This window comes from Brenneria izadpanahii (genome assembly GCF_017569925.1).
GTDB classification, from domain to species: domain Bacteria; phylum Pseudomonadota; class Gammaproteobacteria; order Enterobacterales; family Enterobacteriaceae; genus Brenneria; species Brenneria izadpanahii.
Genome location: NZ_CP050854.1, coordinates 1,802,038 through 1,817,928, shown reverse-complemented (window position 1 = coordinate 1,817,928; position 15,891 = coordinate 1,802,038). Strand labels below are relative to the sequence as shown.

The window sequence follows — 15,891 nt, the reverse complement described above, 5'->3', positions numbered from 1 at the left end:
ATAATTTACAGCCGAAACAGGTAGTACGATCCGAAAGTCGGATAGATTATTGCGACGGACCCGATAGGGCTGGCGGGTGGGATAAATCTGTATCAGTATGCTCCTAACCCCTTGACGTGGATCGATCCGTTGGGGTTGAGTAATGAATTAGTGACCTATTGGCCACCAAATGATGGTGCCTATGGTGAAATAAAAATCTCTATGTTAGAACCAGGATCTCTAATTGATCGTTATGGTCATCCTGGTGGTACTTATACGTCTCCTGTTGGTACCCCATATTCAATGCGTGCTTTACCTCCGGGTACTAATAATAGAGATTATACTATTTATGAAGTTCTTAAACCGATGCAAAATATTCAGGAAAGTAAAATTGCCCCATGGTTTGGGGAGATAGGTATGGGCACTCAATATAAATTAGATAGATCTGTGAAAAGTTATATTGATTCTGGGCATTTGAAAGAGATTAAGAAAATAAAAGGTAAATCTTGTGGATAGAGTAGAGTTGAAAAATACTTTAAATAAATCACATATACCAAAGGACAGCTATTCCATTGATAATATAAAGAATGAATCTCTATGTTTAATTTTCGATGGATTTGTTTGGTGTGTTTTTTATAGTGAGCGGGGTCATCGCACTGAGCCTGAGTATTTTACAAATGAACATGATGCTTGTGAGGCTTTTCTCATGAGGATAAAAAAATGGTTTTAATATTTTAAATAATGTCATCTAAACATATTGAATAGATAATAAAAAACCGGAAGCGATTCCAGCGATCCTTCCGGCTATTTTATTTACCCGCCCAATTATTAAGCCAGCATTGTTCCAAATTCCGCCCGAATAATCATCTTACTGGGCAGCAGTTCAAGCTCCAGCGACCGGCCGAGCAAGCCGCTGCGGGTCAGCCAGCAGCGCGGCGATATCGGTATCCTCATCCAGCCGGGTGAGCGCTCTGCCCCGTGCCGCTGGTCCCGGCGCTGGGACTATGACTACCGCAACAACCTGGTGCGCGAGGAGCGCGACGACGACCTGTTCAACGCCACGCGCTGGCAGTACGACCGCGCCGGACGTCTGCTGCTACAGGACGGCGACCTGCCCGGCCGCGAGCAGTGGCGCTGGGACAACGCCGGCAATCCGCTCGACGCTGCCGACGCCCTTCCCCCTGTCCATAACCGCGTCACGCAGTTGAACGGCATCCGCTGGCGTTATGACGCCCACGGCCGCACCGTCGAAAAGGACAACGGCCACACCCGCTGGCAGTACCGCTACGATACCGAACACCGCCTGACCGACGTGGTCAGCCTGCCCCGCCGCCACAATGCGCCGCAGGTTCACGTCAGCTTCCACTATGACCCGATGGGACGGCGCATCAGCAAGACCCGCCGGCAGACGCTGAACGGGGAGACGCAGGGAAAAGCCGTCACCACCCGTTTTATCTGGGAGGGCTTCCGGCTGTTGCAGGAAATCCGGGACGGCCTGCCGCTGACGTATGTGTACGCCGACCCGGACAGCTACGAGCCGCTGGCGCGTATCGACGGTATGGAAGACCCGGAGATATTCTGGTTCCACTGCCAGCCCAACGGTACGCCGGAGCGGCTGACGGACGCCGAAGGGCGGCTGCGCTGGGAAGGCCGCAACGGCGCCAGGGGCAAACTGCTGCACGAAAACCCACAGCCCGACCCGGTTGCCGCCCAGAATCTGCGCATGTAGGGCCAGTATATCGACAGGGAAACCGGGCTGCACTACAATCTGTTTCGTTACTACGACCCGGACTGCGGACGGTTTACCCAGCCGGATCCGATAGGGCTGGCAGGAGGAATTAATCTTTATCAGTATGCGCCGAATGCGTTGGGGTGGATTGATCCGCTGGGGCTTTCTACCTGTGGGTTAAGAGGTAGTAATGGACGGTTCAGAAGTGCCCGGAATATTCAGGAAGAAATATCTGGACTACCCAATTTTACAAATAGAACACCAGGACAAATACGGCTAACTTTGCGTAACCGAGGCTATTCATCCGTACAGGCTCATAGTGGTGGGGAAGTCTGGACAAAAGGTTTACCAGACGGAAATACTGTTGCCGTGAGAATTGACCCAGCGAATCCTCGTTCACCTTCACATTATGCTGATGCTGTACCTCATGTGCATATTGAAACAGTTCCAACGTCTAGTGTTTCTAATGGGAATTATCGTCCAAGAGACGTGACTGACAGGCGTACTGCTACAGGGGGGATTTCCGACCGAGGGACCAACCCAAATCATAATGCTGATGTCCACATTCCAATGTCTCCGGGACGCTTCCCATATAATTAATGCGAGGTTTTATGGATATCCGTCATCAGTATAATGAAGCTTTAAATAAGTTAGAATTAAATGTTAATGGTGGTTTGAAAGATTTAATAAATATATATTGCGAAGCTGTTGATTCGTTTGAAAATGATATTGTTGATTCCATTGCTTTATATGTGGTGGACATGGGTAATAAAGATACATGTCGATATCTGGAAAAAATATTGTCGATGAAAAAAGATCCTTATTTAGAAAAGGAATTTAATGAATGGATAAAAGAGATTAAGAAAAAAAAAGGGAGTCGGCCTGACGGCCTCAGCTGAAGGGTTATGCCTCTGATTAGTTGAACTTGATGTATAATGCTCGCTTTTGACGTTTGATCTGTCCTTGATTTAGTTCCCACCCTGTTTTCAAATCAGTCAACGAAAGCGAGGTCACTATGACGAGACAACAATATACTCCAGAGTTCAAGCGCAGGGCTGTAGCGTTACTGCTCGAAAGCAGCAAGTCTGTTGCCCGTATGGCACAGGAGCTTGATATTAAAGAGAACATGCTCTACAACTGGAAAAAAGTCTATCAGGATAAGGCGGAAGCTGCTTTCTCCAGCACGCCGCTGGAACTATGACTACCGCAACAACCTGGTGCGCGAGGAGCGCGACGACGACCTGTTCAACGCCACCCGCTGGCAGTACCGCTACGATACCGAACACCGCCTGACCGACGTGGTCAGCCTGCCCCGCCGCCACAATGCGCCGCAGGTTCACGTCAGCTTCCGCTATGACCCGCTGGGGCGGCGCATCAGCAAGACCCGCCGGCAGACGCTGAACGGGGAGCCGCAGGGGAAAACCGTCACCACCCGTTTTATCTGGGAGGGCTTCCGGCTGTTGCAGGAAATCCGGGACGGCCTGCCGCTGACGTATGTGTACGCCGACCCGGACAGCTACGAGCCGCTGGCGCGCATCGACGGCGTCGCCGCCCCCGAAATCTTCTGGTTCCACTGCCAGCCCAACGGCACGCCGGAGCGGCTGACGGACGCCGAAGGGCGGCTGCGCTGGGAAGGCCGCAACGGCGCCTGGGGCAAACTGCTGCACGAAAGCCCGCAGCCCGACCCGGTTGCCGCCCAGAACCTGCGCATGCAGGGCCAGTATCTCGACAGGGAAACCGGGCTGCACTACAATCTGTTTCGTTACTACGACCCGGACTGCGGACGGTTTACCCAGCCGGACCCGATAGGGCTACTTGGTGGGTTGAACCAGTATGCTTATGCGCCGAATCCGCTGACGTGGATCGACCCGCTGGGGCTTGCTAAGTGTGGAACTGGTGAATATAAAGATGTCGGCGGACACCATATACATGCTAAAGCAGGCTTTAAGAGCAATCCCAAATATGATCCTAAAAAAGGATTCTCAATTAGTCAGGATTACATGGATAAGATGGGGTTAGATCATCAAGCTATGACTTCATATCAAAGACAGGCGTTCAAGGAACTTTATAATAGTGGGCGGCCTAATACTCTTGCAGAGCATACGAAAATAGCAGTCAATGCACTAGAATCAGGAGGAGCAACGACACAACAAGCAAGAAGTCTTGTTGCTGAATCGCTATGGAATTTACGCTCTCAAGGTGCAATCGCTCCCTCAAATATCCCTTGGTATAAGTGAGTTATCGCCATGGCAGATAAAGAGATTTTAGATAAATTTGGTTGTGCCGTTATGCATATGGTTCGTGACCGTTCGATTGATAGGTTTGAAAAAATTCAATTAGGAACATTAAAATCACAGAGAGCTATAGAACTACATAATCTATTGTCGGATTTTGATGAAAAGCAAAAAGAGGTAATTAAAGATTTAATTACCGAGTGCGTTGATAACACTATATTTAATTTCCTTTTTATGTTTGAAGAAGATGAAGATGAAGATAAAAAAATATTAGCATCAGACGTTAATATTAACGAAATAAGTGATGGGTTATCCGGTGAACTTTTTACAGAAGATGGATGGATAAATAAATTTAGCAAGAAAAAATAATAAAATAAACCGGAAGGATCGTTAAGATCGCTTCCGGCTTATATTACCCGTTATTTATTACGTGCGGTATCAGAGATTAATCTCAGTTTCAATCACCAGTCTGCCCCGCTCCACGGTAACGGTGATCGGCATCCCGGTCATAAAGCCTGACTCCTCCAGCCAGCGGCCCTTAAGGTTAATCGCGGACGGCGGGTTAGGCCTGCCGTTTTGCGGGGCGTATCCCACCGTGTAGTAACGTTCTGTTTTAGCTGCTTTATTTACCACGCCGTCTGACTTAGAATGCGCCTAAGCCATAGTCAATTTTCTCGTCGGCGGGCGGTAGCGTGAGCAATTTCCAGCACTATGACAACTGAATGAAAGTAATTTACAGCCGAAACAAGTAGTACGATCCGAAAATCGGATAAATTATTGCGCAGGACCCGATAGGGCTGGCGGGGGGAATTAACCTTTATCAGTATGCGCCGAATGCGTTGGGGTGGATTGATCCGCTGGGGTTGGCAAGGTGTAATGCACCAAACGGATATAAAACAGGTGACGTTGATCCTCACGGTAATTTATCACCAAGTGCAAATAGAGCATCTGGTCATCTGAATACTAAATATGATGGTTTTGTTCAAAGTCATCATCCTATTCAGGATGCCTGGGCTAAGAGAAGAATTGGTGGATATCAGAGAAACTCAGCTCCTGCTACATTGTTAGGATCCTCATCAGGTAGTCCTCATGCTGGAATTAGTGCGGCTCAACGAACGAGACGAGCTATGCCGGGAGGATGGGACACTTCCTTGAAACAAGAGTTCAATATTAGCTATAGAGAGATGCTTGATGCAGGCGTTCCTTCTGGTCAAGCCAAAAAGTCCCTTAATGATGCATATAAATATTTTGATAGATTGAGAGAAAATAATATTGGCAATCCTTTCTTTGATATTTAACAATCAATAAATTAAATGTGAGGTAACTATCTGTGGATAAAGATAAAATTACAGAAGAATTAAATGCCATAGAAAAAAGCATAGGTAAAAATTTACCTAATGCATATAAAAAATTTTTATCTGAAGAAGTGGGAGATAAAGAAGTTTATGAAATAAATAATAATCGAGGAGATGTTATTTATATTTATAATTACCAAGATATACTTGAAAGAAATGAAACTTATGCGATACAGGATTTTGTTCCTAATTATTTTCTGATTGGTCAAGATGGAGATATCGGTTATTTCATTTGTCTAGATAAACATAATGATAAAATCTATAGCCTAGATCTTGGCGCTCTTGGTAGTTTAGATATGGATGAAGAAGCAACGGATTTGTATGATTTACGTGCTTAATTTTTATAATTAAATAAAAGCCGGAAGTGATCATAAGATCCTTCCGGATTTTTTATTATTACGCCAGCATTACCCCAAACTCCGCCCGAATAATCATCTTACTGGGCAGCAGTTCAAGCTCCAGCGACCGGCCGAGCAAGCCGCTGCGGGTCAGCCAGCAGCGCGGCGATATCGGTATCCTCATCCAGCCGGGTGAGCGCCCGGCCCCGTGCCGCTGGTCCCGGCGCTGGGACTATGACTACCGCAACAACCTGGTGCGCGAGGAGCGCGACGACGACCTGTTCAACGCCACGCGCTGGCAGTACGACCGCGCCGGACGTCTGCTGCTACAGGACGGCGACCTGCCCGGCCGCGAGCAGTGGCGCTGGGACAACGCCGGCAATCCGCTCGACGCTGCCGACGCCCTTCCCCCTGTCCATAACCGCGTCACGCAGTTGAACGGCATCCGCTGGCGTTATGACGTCCACGGCCGCACCGTCGAAAAGGACAACGGCCACACCCGCTGGCAGTACCGCTACGATACCGAACACCGCCTGACCGACGTGGTCAGCCTGCCCCGCCGCCACAATGCGCCGCAGGTTCACGTCAGCTTCCGCTATGACCCGCTGGGACGGCGCATCAGCAAGACCCGCCGGCAGACGCTGCACGGGGAGCCGCAGGGAAAAACCGTCACCACCCGTTTTATCTGGGAGGGCTTCCGGCTGTTGCAGGAAATCCGGGACGGCCTGCCGCTGACGTATGTGTACGCCGACCCGGACAGCTACGCGCCGCTGGCGCGCATCGACGGCGTCACCGCCCCCGAAATCTTCTGGTTCCATTGCCAGCCCAACGGCACGCCGGAGCGGCTGACGGACGCCGAAGGGCGGCTGCGCTGGGAAGGCCGCAACGGCGCCTGGGGCAAACTGCTGCACGAAAGCCCGCAGCCCGACCCGGTTGCCGCCCAGAACCTGCGCATGCAGGGCCAGTATCTCGACAGGGAAACCGGGCTGCACTACAATTTGTTTCGTTACTACGACCCGGACTGCGGACGGTTTACCCAGCCGGACCCGATAGGGCTGGCGGGGGGAATAAACCTCTACCAATACGCGCCGAATCCGCTGACGTGGATCGATCCGTTGGGGTTGAGTAAGTGTAGTCCGACTGAAAAGTATGAAGTTGGCACTTTTGACGATTTGCAACGACGTTCAAAAGTGGGTGATAAACTTGATATCCATCATGTCACGCAAAAGCATCCAGCAGGTCAGATTATTACCGGATATGATCCGAAAACAGCGCCATCAATGGCTGTTCCTAGAACTGAGCACAAGCGGATACCCACCATCAAAGGACCGTTTACAGGTACAGCAAGAGACCTGCTTGCAAAAGATATAAGAGATCTTCGTAACTATACCAATGCCCCTCCTTCGGCTATTAAGGACTTAATCAGATTAAACAAAGAAACGTTCCCTGAAGCTTTTATTAAATTAAGGTGATAAAAATGGATGCCCAAGAATTTATTGATGTATTGAATACTGTGGTTAGAGATGCTGCGGTGGAAGACACGATCTCAATCCTTGAGTCTCCTCCTGGTAGAAAGCCAGCTAAAGAACTTATTAAATTATCTGAGTTTTATAATAAACAAAATGAAGAGAGTAAGTTATTAATTAATAAGATAATGAAATATGTTGCTGACGATGCGGTGTTCGGAATGTTGTGTGTAATCGATGGTGTTCGTGCGATAGAAGATGATAATAAAGGTGAATTGATCCTTAATTATCAGAACGCTAAAAACTCAACAGTTACGCTGAATGCCAATAAAGATCTGCACGACATCTTCAATGCTAATTAAATAAAAACAAAGCCGGAAGCGATCCCCAAGATCCTTCCGGCTATTTTATTTGGCGGCTTATATTATTAAGCCAGTATCACCCCAAACTCCGCCCGAATAATCATCTTGCCGGGCAGCACCTCAATCTCCAGCGGTTGGCCGAGCAAGCCGCTTCGTGTCAGCCAGTCGCCCGCCAGAGTCAGTTCGCCGTTCTCGCGTATCCAGTCGGCGCCTTCGCTGTCATGGCCGTCGAGTTCTGCCAGCAACGCGGCGATATCGGTATCCTCATCGAGTCGTGTCAGTATCAACCCGTTGCGGTACAGGCTGATACGGAACGGGGTATTGGCGGTAAAGCCCGCCTGAGCCAGTTCTCTGCCTGTTAAGGTCAGTTCCGGCAGTTCCCCCTGATAAAACGCCGTCTGTATGCTCATTGCGCGCCTCCCTTGTCCAGCCCGCCGGGAAAGGCGTTCAGCCATTGTGCGGCGGCGCGTTCATCGAACGGTTGCAGGCTGAGTCCTTCGAGACAGCGCCACAGTTCCCGAATATCCTGCACGGTGATGACGATGCAGCCCGGCATCACGCGCAGCTTGAGCGGCTGCCCGGTGCTGAACCCGGCTTCCTGTAGCCACTTGCCGCTGATATTGATGGCGGGCGTGGAGGTGTCGCCCCTGTTGGGGCGGTAGCCGACACGCTGATAGCGCTCCGGCTGAGAGATTTTAAAAATGGTGGTATCTGGCGTAGAATGCGCGTCAGCCATAGTCAACTCCTTGTCAGTTGGTTGTGGTGAGCGGGGTTGTTGTGTTCGCGCACTTCAACCCCGCGCTAAAAAAATCGTTTACGTTAGCTGCTAGCTGCCCTTCTCCTGATCAACCGGACGTATCGCCGACTCAACCCGGTGCTTCACAATCACCGCATCAATCAGCTTAATCACTGTCTCCTGCTCTTCCGGCTGGCACTGAGCCAGTGCTTTAAACCGTTCCATTAATCGCGTGTTCCTAATCGGTGCCTGCTCGTCGTGCGAGCCAAGCAACAGGTAATCAATGGTTGTGGTGAACAACTCGGCCAGTTGAATGAGCTTGTCTGCCGGGGGAATGTGCATCCCCGACTCATACTTGTTGTACTGGGAAAGCTGTAACCCAATCAGGGCGGCGACTTCCTTCTGTGTCTTGCGTTGCTGATTACGTAATGCCTTAAGTCGTTGACCAAACGCCCGGCGCTGTTCTTCGGTCTGCATAATCTCATCTATCACGTCAGCCATAAGGTGCTCCAAGTGTAAGGTGTGTTCTGAAAACGACTTGCTTTACTATCGTAATACGAATATATAATGTATCGCATGTCGAATCAAAATAAATCTTGACGCATTTTTAAGGAAATCCGTTTATGGCCCGCATCCCCGACTCCGAGTTACAGCACCTGAAAGCCTCCGTGCCGTTAGTGGGCGTGGTGCGTTCGCAGGGGCGGCAGGTGTTTAAGCGCGGTAAAGACTTCGTGGTGCTGTGTCCGTTCCATGACGAGAAAACGCCGTCATGCGTGCTCAGCCCGGAGAAGAATCTCTATCACTGCTTCGGCTGCAATGCGGGCGGGTCGGTGCTGGACTGGGTGATGCAGACGGAACGCTTAAGTCTGCGCAAGGCGGTCGAACGGCTGCGCGGCGAACTGGGCGAGAATCCGTCTGTTCTGCCGCTGGTCGGTCAGGATGAACCGGCGGTGTTCGCGGAGGATGAGGCGGGCCGTCAGGCGCTGCTCTCCCGCGTGGTTGAGTTCTACCATCACACGCTGCTGAACGCGCCGGAGGCCATCGCCTATCTGGAAAAGCGCCGCCTGAATCATCCTGAGTTAGTCGCTGCCTTTAAGTTGGGGTTCGCCAACCGCACGCTGGCGTATCGTCTGCCAGCAAAGAAACTCAAAGACGGCGCGGCTATCCGGGGTCAGTTGCAGGCGCTGGGAATACTGCGTTCATCCGGTCATGAACATCTGGCGGGGTCGCTCGTGGTGCCGGTTATCGATATGAATGGTCAGATGCGTGAACTGTACGGGCGCAAGGTCAGCAGTGAGTTACGCAAAGGCACGCCGCTGCATCTGTACCTGCCGGGGCCACACGGCGGGGTGTGGAACGAGCCGGCGTTAGCGGCGGGTAAAACGGTCATCCTGTGTGAATCGCTCATCGATGCGATGTCGTTCTGGGTGGCGGGTTATCGTAACGTGACGGCGGCGTATGGGGTGAACGGGTTCACGGATGAGATGCGGCAGGCGTTTATCCGCCACGGCGTCAAACAGGTGCTGATAGCGTTCGATAACGATGCGGCGGGCAATGACGCGGCGGTCAGGCTGGCTTCATCGTTAGCCGCTGACGGCATCGCACCGTTCAGGGTAGTGTTCCCGGCGGAAATGGACGCCAACGGCTATCTGTGTCAGGTGGCGGAGGTCGCTCCTGCGCATCCTGCGCCCGCGACACTGGGACATCCCTGTCCGGCGCCTGAACGCGAGTTCGGACTGTTAATCGACGGCGCGGTGCCGATGAACGATGCGGCCGGCACAGACGTGGCGGACACGTTGCCGGAGAGAGAGGCAGCGACGCTGCCCGTCTCATCGTTAGCCGCCGGGGTTGAGGCGGTGAGAGCGGCGCAGGCGGATGAACCGGGCGTGGTGCTTGAGGCGTTGCCGGGTGGTGAGCTTGAAATCACCTTATCCGGGCAGCAATGGCGCATCCGGGGCATGGCGCAGGTAAAACCGGGCGCGGCGGCGCTCAAGGTGAACGCGCAGGTACTCGACACGGCCAGCGGCGTGGTGTTCGCGGACAGCGTGGACATGATGAGCGCCCGCAGTCGTGCGGGCTATGCGCGGCTGGCCGCGGCGGAGTTAGGGTTGGCTGAAAGCGCACTGAAACAGTCGCTGGGGCGGGTGCTGCTGGCACTGGAAAACCATCTGAGCCGACCGGAAACCCACGGTGAAAGCGTTCCTGAACTGGATGACGACGCCAAAGCGGAGGCGCTGGCGTTGCTGCGCGACCCGGCGCTTACCGGCAGGATAACGGACGACCTCGCGGCCTGCGGCGTGGTGGGCGAATCGACCAACCTGCTGGCCGGTTATCTGTCGGCGGTATCGCGCAAGCTGGACAAGCCGTTGGCGGTGCTGATACAGAGCAGTTCGGCGGCGGGTAAATCCAGCTTAATGGACGCGGTGCTGGGCCTTATCCCGCCGGAAGAGCGGCTGCAATACTCGGCCATGACCGGACAAAGCCTGTTCTATCTGGGTGAAACCAATCTCCAGCATAAAATCCTCGCCATCGCCGAAGAAGAAGGCGTCAGACAAGCAGCGTATGCGCTGAAGCTGTTGCAGTCAGATGGTGAACTAACCATCGCCAGCACGGGCAAGGATGACGCCACAGGCAATCTGGTGACGAAGCAATATACGGTGAAAGGCCCGGTGATGCTGATGCTGACCACCACGGCCATCGACGTGGATGAAGAGTTGCTGAACCGCTGTCTGGTGCTGACGGTGAACGAATCCCGCGAACAGACCGAAGCTATCCACGCGTTGCAGCGGCATAAACAAACGCTGGACGGGTTGTTGATGGAGAACGAGAAAGGGTATCTCACCGGGCTGCACCAGAATGCCCAGCGATTACTGAAACCGTTAAAGGTGGTGAACCCGTTCGCCAGCCAGTTAACGTTCCTGAGCGACAAAACCCGCACGCGGCGTGACCATATGAAGTACCTGACGCTGATACAGAGCATCGCGCTGCTGCACCAGTACCAGCGGGAGGTGAAGACGGTGGAGCACCGTAGCGCGGTTATCGAGTATATCGAGGTCGAACGGTCGGATATCGTGCTGGCCAATCGGTTAGCGCATGAAATCCTTGGCCGCACGCTGGACGAAATGCCGCCGCAGACGCGGAAGTTGCTGATGCTGATACAGAGCTGGGTAGCGGACAGCGGCCAGCCGAAAACGGAGCTTCACTTTACCCGCAAACAGCTACGGGATGCGGTGCAGTGGGGTGATACGCAACTGAAAATCCACCTTGCGCGACTGGTTGAACTGGAATACCTGCTGCTGCACAAGCGCGGGCTGACGTTCTGCTACGAACTGCTGTTCGACGGAGACGCACAGACCGATAACGCGCACCTGTGCGGGCTTATCGACGTGCCAGAAGCGCCTGCTAAAACAGTAAAAACGACAGAGAAAGATAACTACGACGCCGTCCGGTCGGGGGTAAATGAAAAGCGGTCGGCCTCAGGTCGGGGTGTGGTCGGTAGTCAGTCGGATAAGGCCATCTCTGTTAAAGTCAGTACCCGCAAGGCTTCCGCGTCATCCGGTCGGGTTAACGGTAAAACCGCTGTTCCGGTGATACGCAATAAACCTGTCGTACCGTAGTTCCCTTCTCATCCTCACGCAGGACGCGCCGCCATGACACGACCGATACCGCCGACACCCGAAGCCACTTATCTTAGCCGCCAGAGCGAGACGCTGCGCCAGCATCTGACGGACTACCTCGACCATCTGAGCGCGGCAGGCTACAGCCGGCGCACGATGGAGAGCTACCGGGAGCGGCTGTTGCCGTTCGTGGCATGGTGCGAGGACAGAGGGTTGCTTCATGCACCACAAGTAAGTCTGTCAGTGCTGGAAGGGTATCAGCGCTGGCTGCGGGGCTATCGTAAAGCGGACGGGAAACCGTTAACGGCGGGCAGTCAGTTAAACCGCCTGTCGGCTATCCGCATGCTGTTCCGCTGGCTGCTCAGGCGTCACGTTATCCTGTATAACCCGGCGGAGATGCTGGCGTTGCCGAAAGAGGAAAAACGCTTACCGGCGCAGGTGCTGAGCGAGGAGGAAACGGGCGGCGTGTTGCAGTCGGTGGAGAGCGGCACCGTTATCGGGCTGCGTAACCGGGTGATACTGGAAGTGCTGTGGAGTACGGGCGTTCGCCGGACAGAAGCCGCTAATCTGATGCTGAGTGATATCGACCTGAGTCGGGGCGTGATGGCGGTGCGTCAGGGCAAGGGCAATAAAGACCGGGTGGTGCCGCTGGGTGAACGAGCGTGTAAGTGGCTGGTACGTTATCTGAACCATGCCCGGCCTGAACTGGCGAAACGGTATGACAGCGGCCACTTGTTTATCAGCCACAGAGGAAAAGGACTGGCGCGGGCGACGCTGACGCAGATGGCGGGCAAGGCCATCCGGGGCACGGGTCACCTGGATAAACCGGGCGCGTGCCATGTGTTCCGGCACAGTATGGCGACGCAGATGCTGGAGAACGGGGCTGACACGCGACATATCCAGGCGATACTTGGCCATGAGAAGCTGGAGACGACGCAAATCTATACGCGGGTTGCCATCGGTCACTTACAGAAGGTGCATGAACAGACGCATCCGGCAGAGCGGAAGCAGACAGCCCGACGTAAACGGGACAGTGGCAAAAAGTAGCTCGTTCCCTTCAAGGCCGCAGGACGGTGCAGGGCAAACGCTGCGCCGTCCGTGGCGCACCGCTTGCCTTGGTCAGACTCGGCACTCCGGCGCCGTCTAGCGCAAGGGCGCGCTGCGGTCTGCCCCGGCCACGGTGAGCGGCTGGCCGCCGGGGTCGGGTTCGTGGTGCAGTGTGGCGCACAGGGCTGCGCCCTCTGCTGTCGGCAGCGGCAAGCGTTCTTCGGCATCCACGGCGTGGCCGCCGTCCCTGGCGGCGCAGGCATCTGTGCCAACGCTCGGCCAACATCAACGTCAACCCCAAAGCAGAAGCCGTTCCTTCGTCACGGCGTTAAACGGCTTCACCTCGCCCCCGCCCCAACCCCGCTGCGACTTGCTGCGCCCGGCTCGCAGTCGCAGGCTCCTTGCTCGTTCCCGTGCTCGCCATCTCCGCCCCGTGCGGCCCCCGCCGGGGGCCTCCCTGTTCAACCTCTTCTCCTGCGGGCTTCGCCAGCCCGCCCCCGGCAGACGCTTCACCGTCCCACAGCAAGCTGCGGAACGGCTCGCGCCGCGCTAACCCCGGTTCAACAGCAAACGACTAATGGCAGCGGCTGACGCCGCTGCTATGATGTGGCACAGGCAGACAGGGCAGTCACAGCATGGCGGTAGCGTGTGCGGGAGTAAAAGTGCGCGTCGGGGTGTTCGGGTTGCGGTGATGTTAAATAGGCCGAAAACACTGTCTGAAAAGCATGTTGCATCAATGGGTTAAGTGCGCTAAAAAGTACGACGGCGTCAGGATCGTCCCGATGACCCGATAGGGCTGGCGGGGGGATTAAACAACTACGCTTATGCGCCGAATCCGCTGACGTGGATAGATCCGTTGGGGTTGAAACCCAAATGTGCACCGACGAAAGCAAATGACCATAATCAGGCTGCTTTCGGTAGGCAGTGGCAAGGTCATGGTGCGTATAAAGGACGCGACTCGTGGTCTAACACTATGTTAAAAGAAGGTGATATCGTCTACGGCGGTGCGCCTGGACAGTCTGGCTTTTATTTTGATAAGGCGACGCTTGATGCCGCTGGCGGTAGCAGACAGAAATTATGGGAAAGTTTGCAGGTGCTGCCACACCGTGATTTCGGCTATCGAGGTCAAATTCAAGCTTATCGTGTAAAACGCGATGCAATTGCAGGAACAGGGCAAGCGCTATCACAAGATGTCACTATATTTGGTCAAGGCGGTGGAACACAATTTTTCTTATCAAATTATAAAACAGTACTTGAACCAATAGGTTCGCCTTTTTTATTAGGAATGTGATTATGAATTTTAATTGTGATAACGGAATTCTTGAGTTAAGTGAAAAATTATCTCTTTCGCCATATATGAAAAAGAAAGAGATTCTGTCTCAAAATGTTATATGGGAAGAATGGTTTCCAAAGATAAATGGTGTAGTATTTAATTATAGAACAGTAATTGATATAAAGGATATTCACGGTCATGAAAAAATAACTGTCGTAATAAATTTTAATGGTTCATCGTTGGACAGTTCTTCATTAAAAAGTTGGCTATGTGCCCCAACTCATAAATTTACAGGTCAGCAAAAAAGACCAGAAGGCAAGCTCACAAAAGCTCTTCGAACTTGGTTTAATTCAAGAACAGCTATTATCTTGCCAGTAAGTGCAGACTGGGGAATAATTGATGCTGCATATGACCCTCATAATCAGACAGCGGAAATCGTATGCCATTATACTCAATAGGATGAGAGATAGCATAAACGTTAGCGATTTTTCATACACTACGACGAAAAAATGAAGATAACTTACAGTCGAAACAGGTAGTACGATCCAAAAGTTCAAGGGAGTCGTCCCGATGACCCGATAGGGCTACTTGGTGGATTAAACAATTACCAATACGCTCCTAATCCGCTGACGTGGATCGACCCGTTGGGGTTGAAATGTACTCATTCAGCTAAGAATCCAAAACAGGCTCATGCTGCCATTAAAGATAAATGGGGACATGATATGACCCCGAAAGAAATGCGAGAACTTCAAAATACTATAGATAATATAAAGTTAAACCGTCCGGCTCATGCTAGAGATGGCATAACTTTTGAAAATAATTATCGTATATCTCCTAATAGCCAACGTCTTAATACAGGTAGTGGGCCTTACCAAGAATGGACAGTAAGAACGCCTGGGGTGGGTAATCGAGGAACAAGACGTGTTGTTGTTGATAAAAAAACTGGTCAAGCATATTACAGCCACGATCACTATGATTCTTTTATAGAAATTAATCTTGGGGGTGGAAGTAATGAAGTTAAAAAAGCTGTCTATCGATTTTTCTTATATCAAAACTGATGATGATTTTCATAATGCGATGAAAGTATTATTTGGATTCCCTGATTTTTACGGGATGAATTTTAATGCATTTAATGATTGCTTGAATAGTCTTAGATATCCAGAAGATGGCATGAGTAGTATTCATCTCAAGAAAGATGAATATTTGTTGTTGGAAGTGAAAAAAATAGACCTCATATCTGATGAACTTAGATATAATTTCTTGCTATCAATAAAGGCAATTAATTATGGTTCAATATCATTTGGTGACGACCCTTTAATATATTTATTATTTGATTAATAGAGGCTGTAATTTAATAAGCCGGAAGTGATCTCAACGATCCTTCCGGCTTTTTAATTATCGGTCATTCACTACTCGTAATCCCCGCCAGATCCAACCCGCCGGGAAAGCGGTTAAGCCAGTCGGCGGCGGCGCGTTCATCGAACGGTTCCCGGCTGAGTCCTTCAAGACAGTGCCACAGTTCCCGTAAATCCTGCACGGTAATGACGATGCAGCCAGGCATCACACGCAGCTTGAGCGGCTGCCCGGAGCTAAATCCGGCTTCCTGTAGCCACTTGCCGCTGATATTGATGGCGGGCGTGGAGGTGTCGCCCCTGTTGGGGCGGTAGCCGACACGCTGATAGCGCTCCGGCTGAGAGATTTTAAAAATGGTGGTATCTGGCGTAGAATGCGCGTCAGCCATAGTCAACTCCTTGT

General features: G+C 52.1%; 17 protein-coding genes and 6 pseudogenes. 18 read left to right on the top strand and 5 right to left on the bottom strand.

All coding sequences use genetic code 11. From position 1 onward, the window contains the following. Positions 1 to 57: 57 nt before the first annotated feature. The 7 genes and pseudogenes from HC231_RS24355 to HC231_RS08030 all read left to right on the top strand — a co-directional run. Positions 58 to 141 (top strand): annotated as a pseudogene (locus HC231_RS24355) (RHS repeat-associated core domain-containing protein); the annotation flags it as partial. Positions 142 to 201: 60 nt separating this feature from the next. Further along, positions 202 to 495, top strand: coding sequence for a TNT domain-containing protein (locus tag HC231_RS08050; RefSeq protein WP_208231260.1), 294 nt, complete (start codon positions 202 to 204; stop codon positions 493 to 495). A 448-nt stretch (positions 496 to 943) separates the two neighbouring features. Beyond that, positions 944 to 2,308: pseudogene (locus HC231_RS23885) on the top strand (RHS repeat domain-containing protein); the annotation flags it as partial. Positions 2,309 to 2,319: 11 nt separating this feature from the next. Then, positions 2,320 to 2,607: a hypothetical protein gene (locus tag HC231_RS08040; RefSeq protein WP_208230518.1), complete on the top strand. Its 288-nt coding sequence runs from the start codon at positions 2,320 to 2,322 to the stop codon at positions 2,605 to 2,607. 116 nt (positions 2,608 to 2,723) lie between these two features. Continuing rightward, entirely contained in the window at positions 2,724 to 2,909 is a 186-nt protein-coding gene (locus HC231_RS23880; RefSeq protein WP_246494734.1) for a transposase, read from the top strand. Continuing rightward, positions 2,890 to 3,597, top strand: a pseudogene (locus tag HC231_RS23875) (RHS repeat domain-containing protein); the annotation flags it as partial. The gene HC231_RS23880 and the pseudogene HC231_RS23875, both read left to right, overlap by 20 nt. A gap of 357 nt (positions 3,598 to 3,954) precedes the next feature. After that, positions 3,955 to 4,311, top strand: coding sequence for a hypothetical protein (locus HC231_RS08030; RefSeq protein ID WP_208230517.1), 357 nt, complete (start codon positions 3,955 to 3,957; stop codon positions 4,309 to 4,311). A 69-nt stretch (positions 4,312 to 4,380) separates the two neighbouring features. Here the strand turns inward: HC231_RS08030 and HC231_RS08025 are convergent, their stop codons facing one another. Beyond that, positions 4,381 to 4,575, bottom strand: coding sequence for a SymE family type I addiction module toxin (locus tag HC231_RS08025; protein WP_208230516.1), 195 nt, complete (start codon positions 4,573 to 4,575; stop codon positions 4,381 to 4,383). A gap of 149 nt (positions 4,576 to 4,724) precedes the next feature. Here HC231_RS08025 and HC231_RS08020 point away from each other — a divergent pair. From HC231_RS08020 to HC231_RS08005, 4 genes and pseudogenes are all read left to right on the top strand, one after another. After that, a pseudogene (locus HC231_RS08020) lies at positions 4,725 to 5,240 on the top strand (Rhs family protein); the annotation flags it as partial. A 32-nt stretch (positions 5,241 to 5,272) separates the two neighbouring features. Then, positions 5,273 to 5,635 carry an SMI1/KNR4 family protein gene (locus tag HC231_RS08015; RefSeq protein WP_208230515.1) on the top strand — a complete coding sequence of 121 codons (363 nt, stop codon included), beginning with the start codon at positions 5,273 to 5,275 and terminating at the stop codon, positions 5,633 to 5,635. Positions 5,636 to 5,829: 194 nt separating this feature from the next. Continuing rightward, positions 5,830 to 7,107, top strand: a pseudogene (locus tag HC231_RS08010) (RHS repeat domain-containing protein); the annotation flags it as partial. Between the two features lie 5 nt (positions 7,108 to 7,112). Continuing rightward, the gene (locus HC231_RS08005) at positions 7,113 to 7,463 is read left to right on the top strand and encodes a hypothetical protein (RefSeq protein WP_085653871.1); all 351 of its coding nucleotides are present in this window, start codon (positions 7,113 to 7,115) and stop codon (positions 7,461 to 7,463) included. Positions 7,464 to 7,528: 65 nt separating this feature from the next. Here HC231_RS08005 and HC231_RS08000 read toward each other — a convergent pair whose 3' ends face one another. The 3 genes from HC231_RS08000 to HC231_RS07990 form a co-directional block, all read right to left on the bottom strand. Beyond that, positions 7,529 to 7,873 (bottom strand): SymE family type I addiction module toxin, encoded by a 345-nt coding sequence (locus HC231_RS08000; RefSeq protein WP_208230514.1) that lies wholly within the window; start codon positions 7,871 to 7,873, stop codon positions 7,529 to 7,531. After that, positions 7,870 to 8,199, bottom strand: a complete 330-nt coding sequence (locus HC231_RS07995) for a SymE family type I addiction module toxin (protein ID WP_208230513.1) — start codon at positions 8,197 to 8,199, stop codon at positions 7,870 to 7,872. The genes HC231_RS08000 and HC231_RS07995 overlap by 4 nt, the downstream gene beginning before the upstream one ends. Before the next feature lie 90 nt (positions 8,200 to 8,289). Further along, positions 8,290 to 8,700: a helix-turn-helix domain-containing protein gene (locus tag HC231_RS07990; RefSeq protein WP_085690227.1), complete on the bottom strand. Its 411-nt coding sequence runs from the start codon at positions 8,698 to 8,700 to the stop codon at positions 8,290 to 8,292. 122 nt (positions 8,701 to 8,822) lie between these two features. On the opposite strand from HC231_RS07990, the gene HC231_RS07985 reads away from it, so the two are divergent. From HC231_RS07985 to HC231_RS07960, 7 genes and pseudogenes are all read left to right on the top strand, one after another. Continuing rightward, positions 8,823 to 11,816: a DNA primase gene (locus HC231_RS07985; protein ID WP_208230509.1), complete on the top strand. Its 2,994-nt coding sequence runs from the start codon at positions 8,823 to 8,825 to the stop codon at positions 11,814 to 11,816. A 33-nt stretch (positions 11,817 to 11,849) separates the two neighbouring features. After that, positions 11,850 to 12,863, top strand: coding sequence for a site-specific tyrosine recombinase XerC (xerC, locus tag HC231_RS07980; RefSeq protein WP_208230508.1), 1,014 nt, complete (start codon positions 11,850 to 11,852; stop codon positions 12,861 to 12,863). A 784-nt stretch (positions 12,864 to 13,647) separates the two neighbouring features. After that, positions 13,648 to 13,734, top strand: a pseudogene (locus tag HC231_RS24350) (RHS repeat-associated core domain-containing protein); the annotation flags it as partial. 102 nt (positions 13,735 to 13,836) lie between these two features. After that, positions 13,837 to 14,154, top strand: a complete 318-nt coding sequence (locus HC231_RS23870) for a hypothetical protein (RefSeq protein ID WP_246494731.1) — start codon at positions 13,837 to 13,839, stop codon at positions 14,152 to 14,154. 2 nt (positions 14,155 to 14,156) lie between these two features. Continuing rightward, the gene (locus HC231_RS07970) at positions 14,157 to 14,594 is read left to right on the top strand and encodes a hypothetical protein (RefSeq protein WP_208230512.1); all 438 of its coding nucleotides are present in this window, start codon (positions 14,157 to 14,159) and stop codon (positions 14,592 to 14,594) included. A 186-nt stretch (positions 14,595 to 14,780) separates the two neighbouring features. Beyond that, positions 14,781 to 15,194: a ribonuclease domain-containing protein gene (locus tag HC231_RS07965; RefSeq protein WP_246494729.1), complete on the top strand. Its 414-nt coding sequence runs from the start codon at positions 14,781 to 14,783 to the stop codon at positions 15,192 to 15,194. Next, positions 15,148 to 15,474, top strand: coding sequence for a barstar family protein (locus tag HC231_RS07960; protein WP_208230511.1), 327 nt, complete (start codon positions 15,148 to 15,150; stop codon positions 15,472 to 15,474). The genes HC231_RS07965 and HC231_RS07960 overlap by 47 nt, the downstream gene beginning before the upstream one ends. A gap of 64 nt (positions 15,475 to 15,538) precedes the next feature. On the opposite strand, the gene HC231_RS07955 is transcribed toward HC231_RS07960, so the two are convergent. Further along, entirely contained in the window at positions 15,539 to 15,877 is a 339-nt protein-coding gene (locus HC231_RS07955) for a SymE family type I addiction module toxin (protein ID WP_208230510.1), read from the bottom strand. Positions 15,878 to 15,891 lie beyond the last annotated feature (14 nt).

What these genes read in the sequence shown, in the direction of transcription:
- HC231_RS08030 (WP_208230517.1), top strand. Translation starts at nt 3,955, where the DNA reads ATGGCAGATAAAGAGATTTTAGATAAATTTGGTTGTGCCGTTATGCAT.
- HC231_RS07990 (WP_085690227.1), bottom strand. Translation starts at nt 8,700, where the DNA reads ATGGCTGACGTGATAGATGAGATTATGCAGACCGAAGAACAGCGCCGG.
- HC231_RS07995 (WP_208230513.1), bottom strand. Translation starts at nt 8,199, where the DNA reads ATGGCTGACGCGCATTCTACGCCAGATACCACCATTTTTAAAATCTCT.
- xerC (WP_208230508.1), top strand. Translation starts at nt 11,850, where the DNA reads ATGACACGACCGATACCGCCGACACCCGAAGCCACTTATCTTAGCCGC.
- HC231_RS23870 (WP_246494731.1), top strand. Translation starts at nt 13,837, where the DNA reads ATGTTAAAAGAAGGTGATATCGTCTACGGCGGTGCGCCTGGACAGTCT.
- HC231_RS08040 (WP_208230518.1), top strand. Translation starts at nt 2,320, where the DNA reads ATGGATATCCGTCATCAGTATAATGAAGCTTTAAATAAGTTAGAATTA.
- HC231_RS08000 (WP_208230514.1), bottom strand. Translation starts at nt 7,873, where the DNA reads ATGAGCATACAGACGGCGTTTTATCAGGGGGAACTGCCGGAACTGACC.
- HC231_RS07985 (WP_208230509.1), top strand. Translation starts at nt 8,823, where the DNA reads ATGGCCCGCATCCCCGACTCCGAGTTACAGCACCTGAAAGCCTCCGTG.
- HC231_RS07955 (WP_208230510.1), bottom strand. Translation starts at nt 15,877, where the DNA reads ATGGCTGACGCGCATTCTACGCCAGATACCACCATTTTTAAAATCTCT.
- HC231_RS08050 (WP_208231260.1), top strand. Translation starts at nt 202, where the DNA reads ATGTTAGAACCAGGATCTCTAATTGATCGTTATGGTCATCCTGGTGGT.
- HC231_RS07970 (WP_208230512.1), top strand. Translation starts at nt 14,157, where the DNA reads ATGAATTTTAATTGTGATAACGGAATTCTTGAGTTAAGTGAAAAATTA.
- HC231_RS23880 (WP_246494734.1), top strand. Translation starts at nt 2,724, where the DNA reads ATGACGAGACAACAATATACTCCAGAGTTCAAGCGCAGGGCTGTAGCG.
- HC231_RS08005 (WP_085653871.1), top strand. Translation starts at nt 7,113, where the DNA reads ATGGATGCCCAAGAATTTATTGATGTATTGAATACTGTGGTTAGAGAT.
- HC231_RS07960 (WP_208230511.1), top strand. Translation starts at nt 15,148, where the DNA reads ATGAAGTTAAAAAAGCTGTCTATCGATTTTTCTTATATCAAAACTGAT.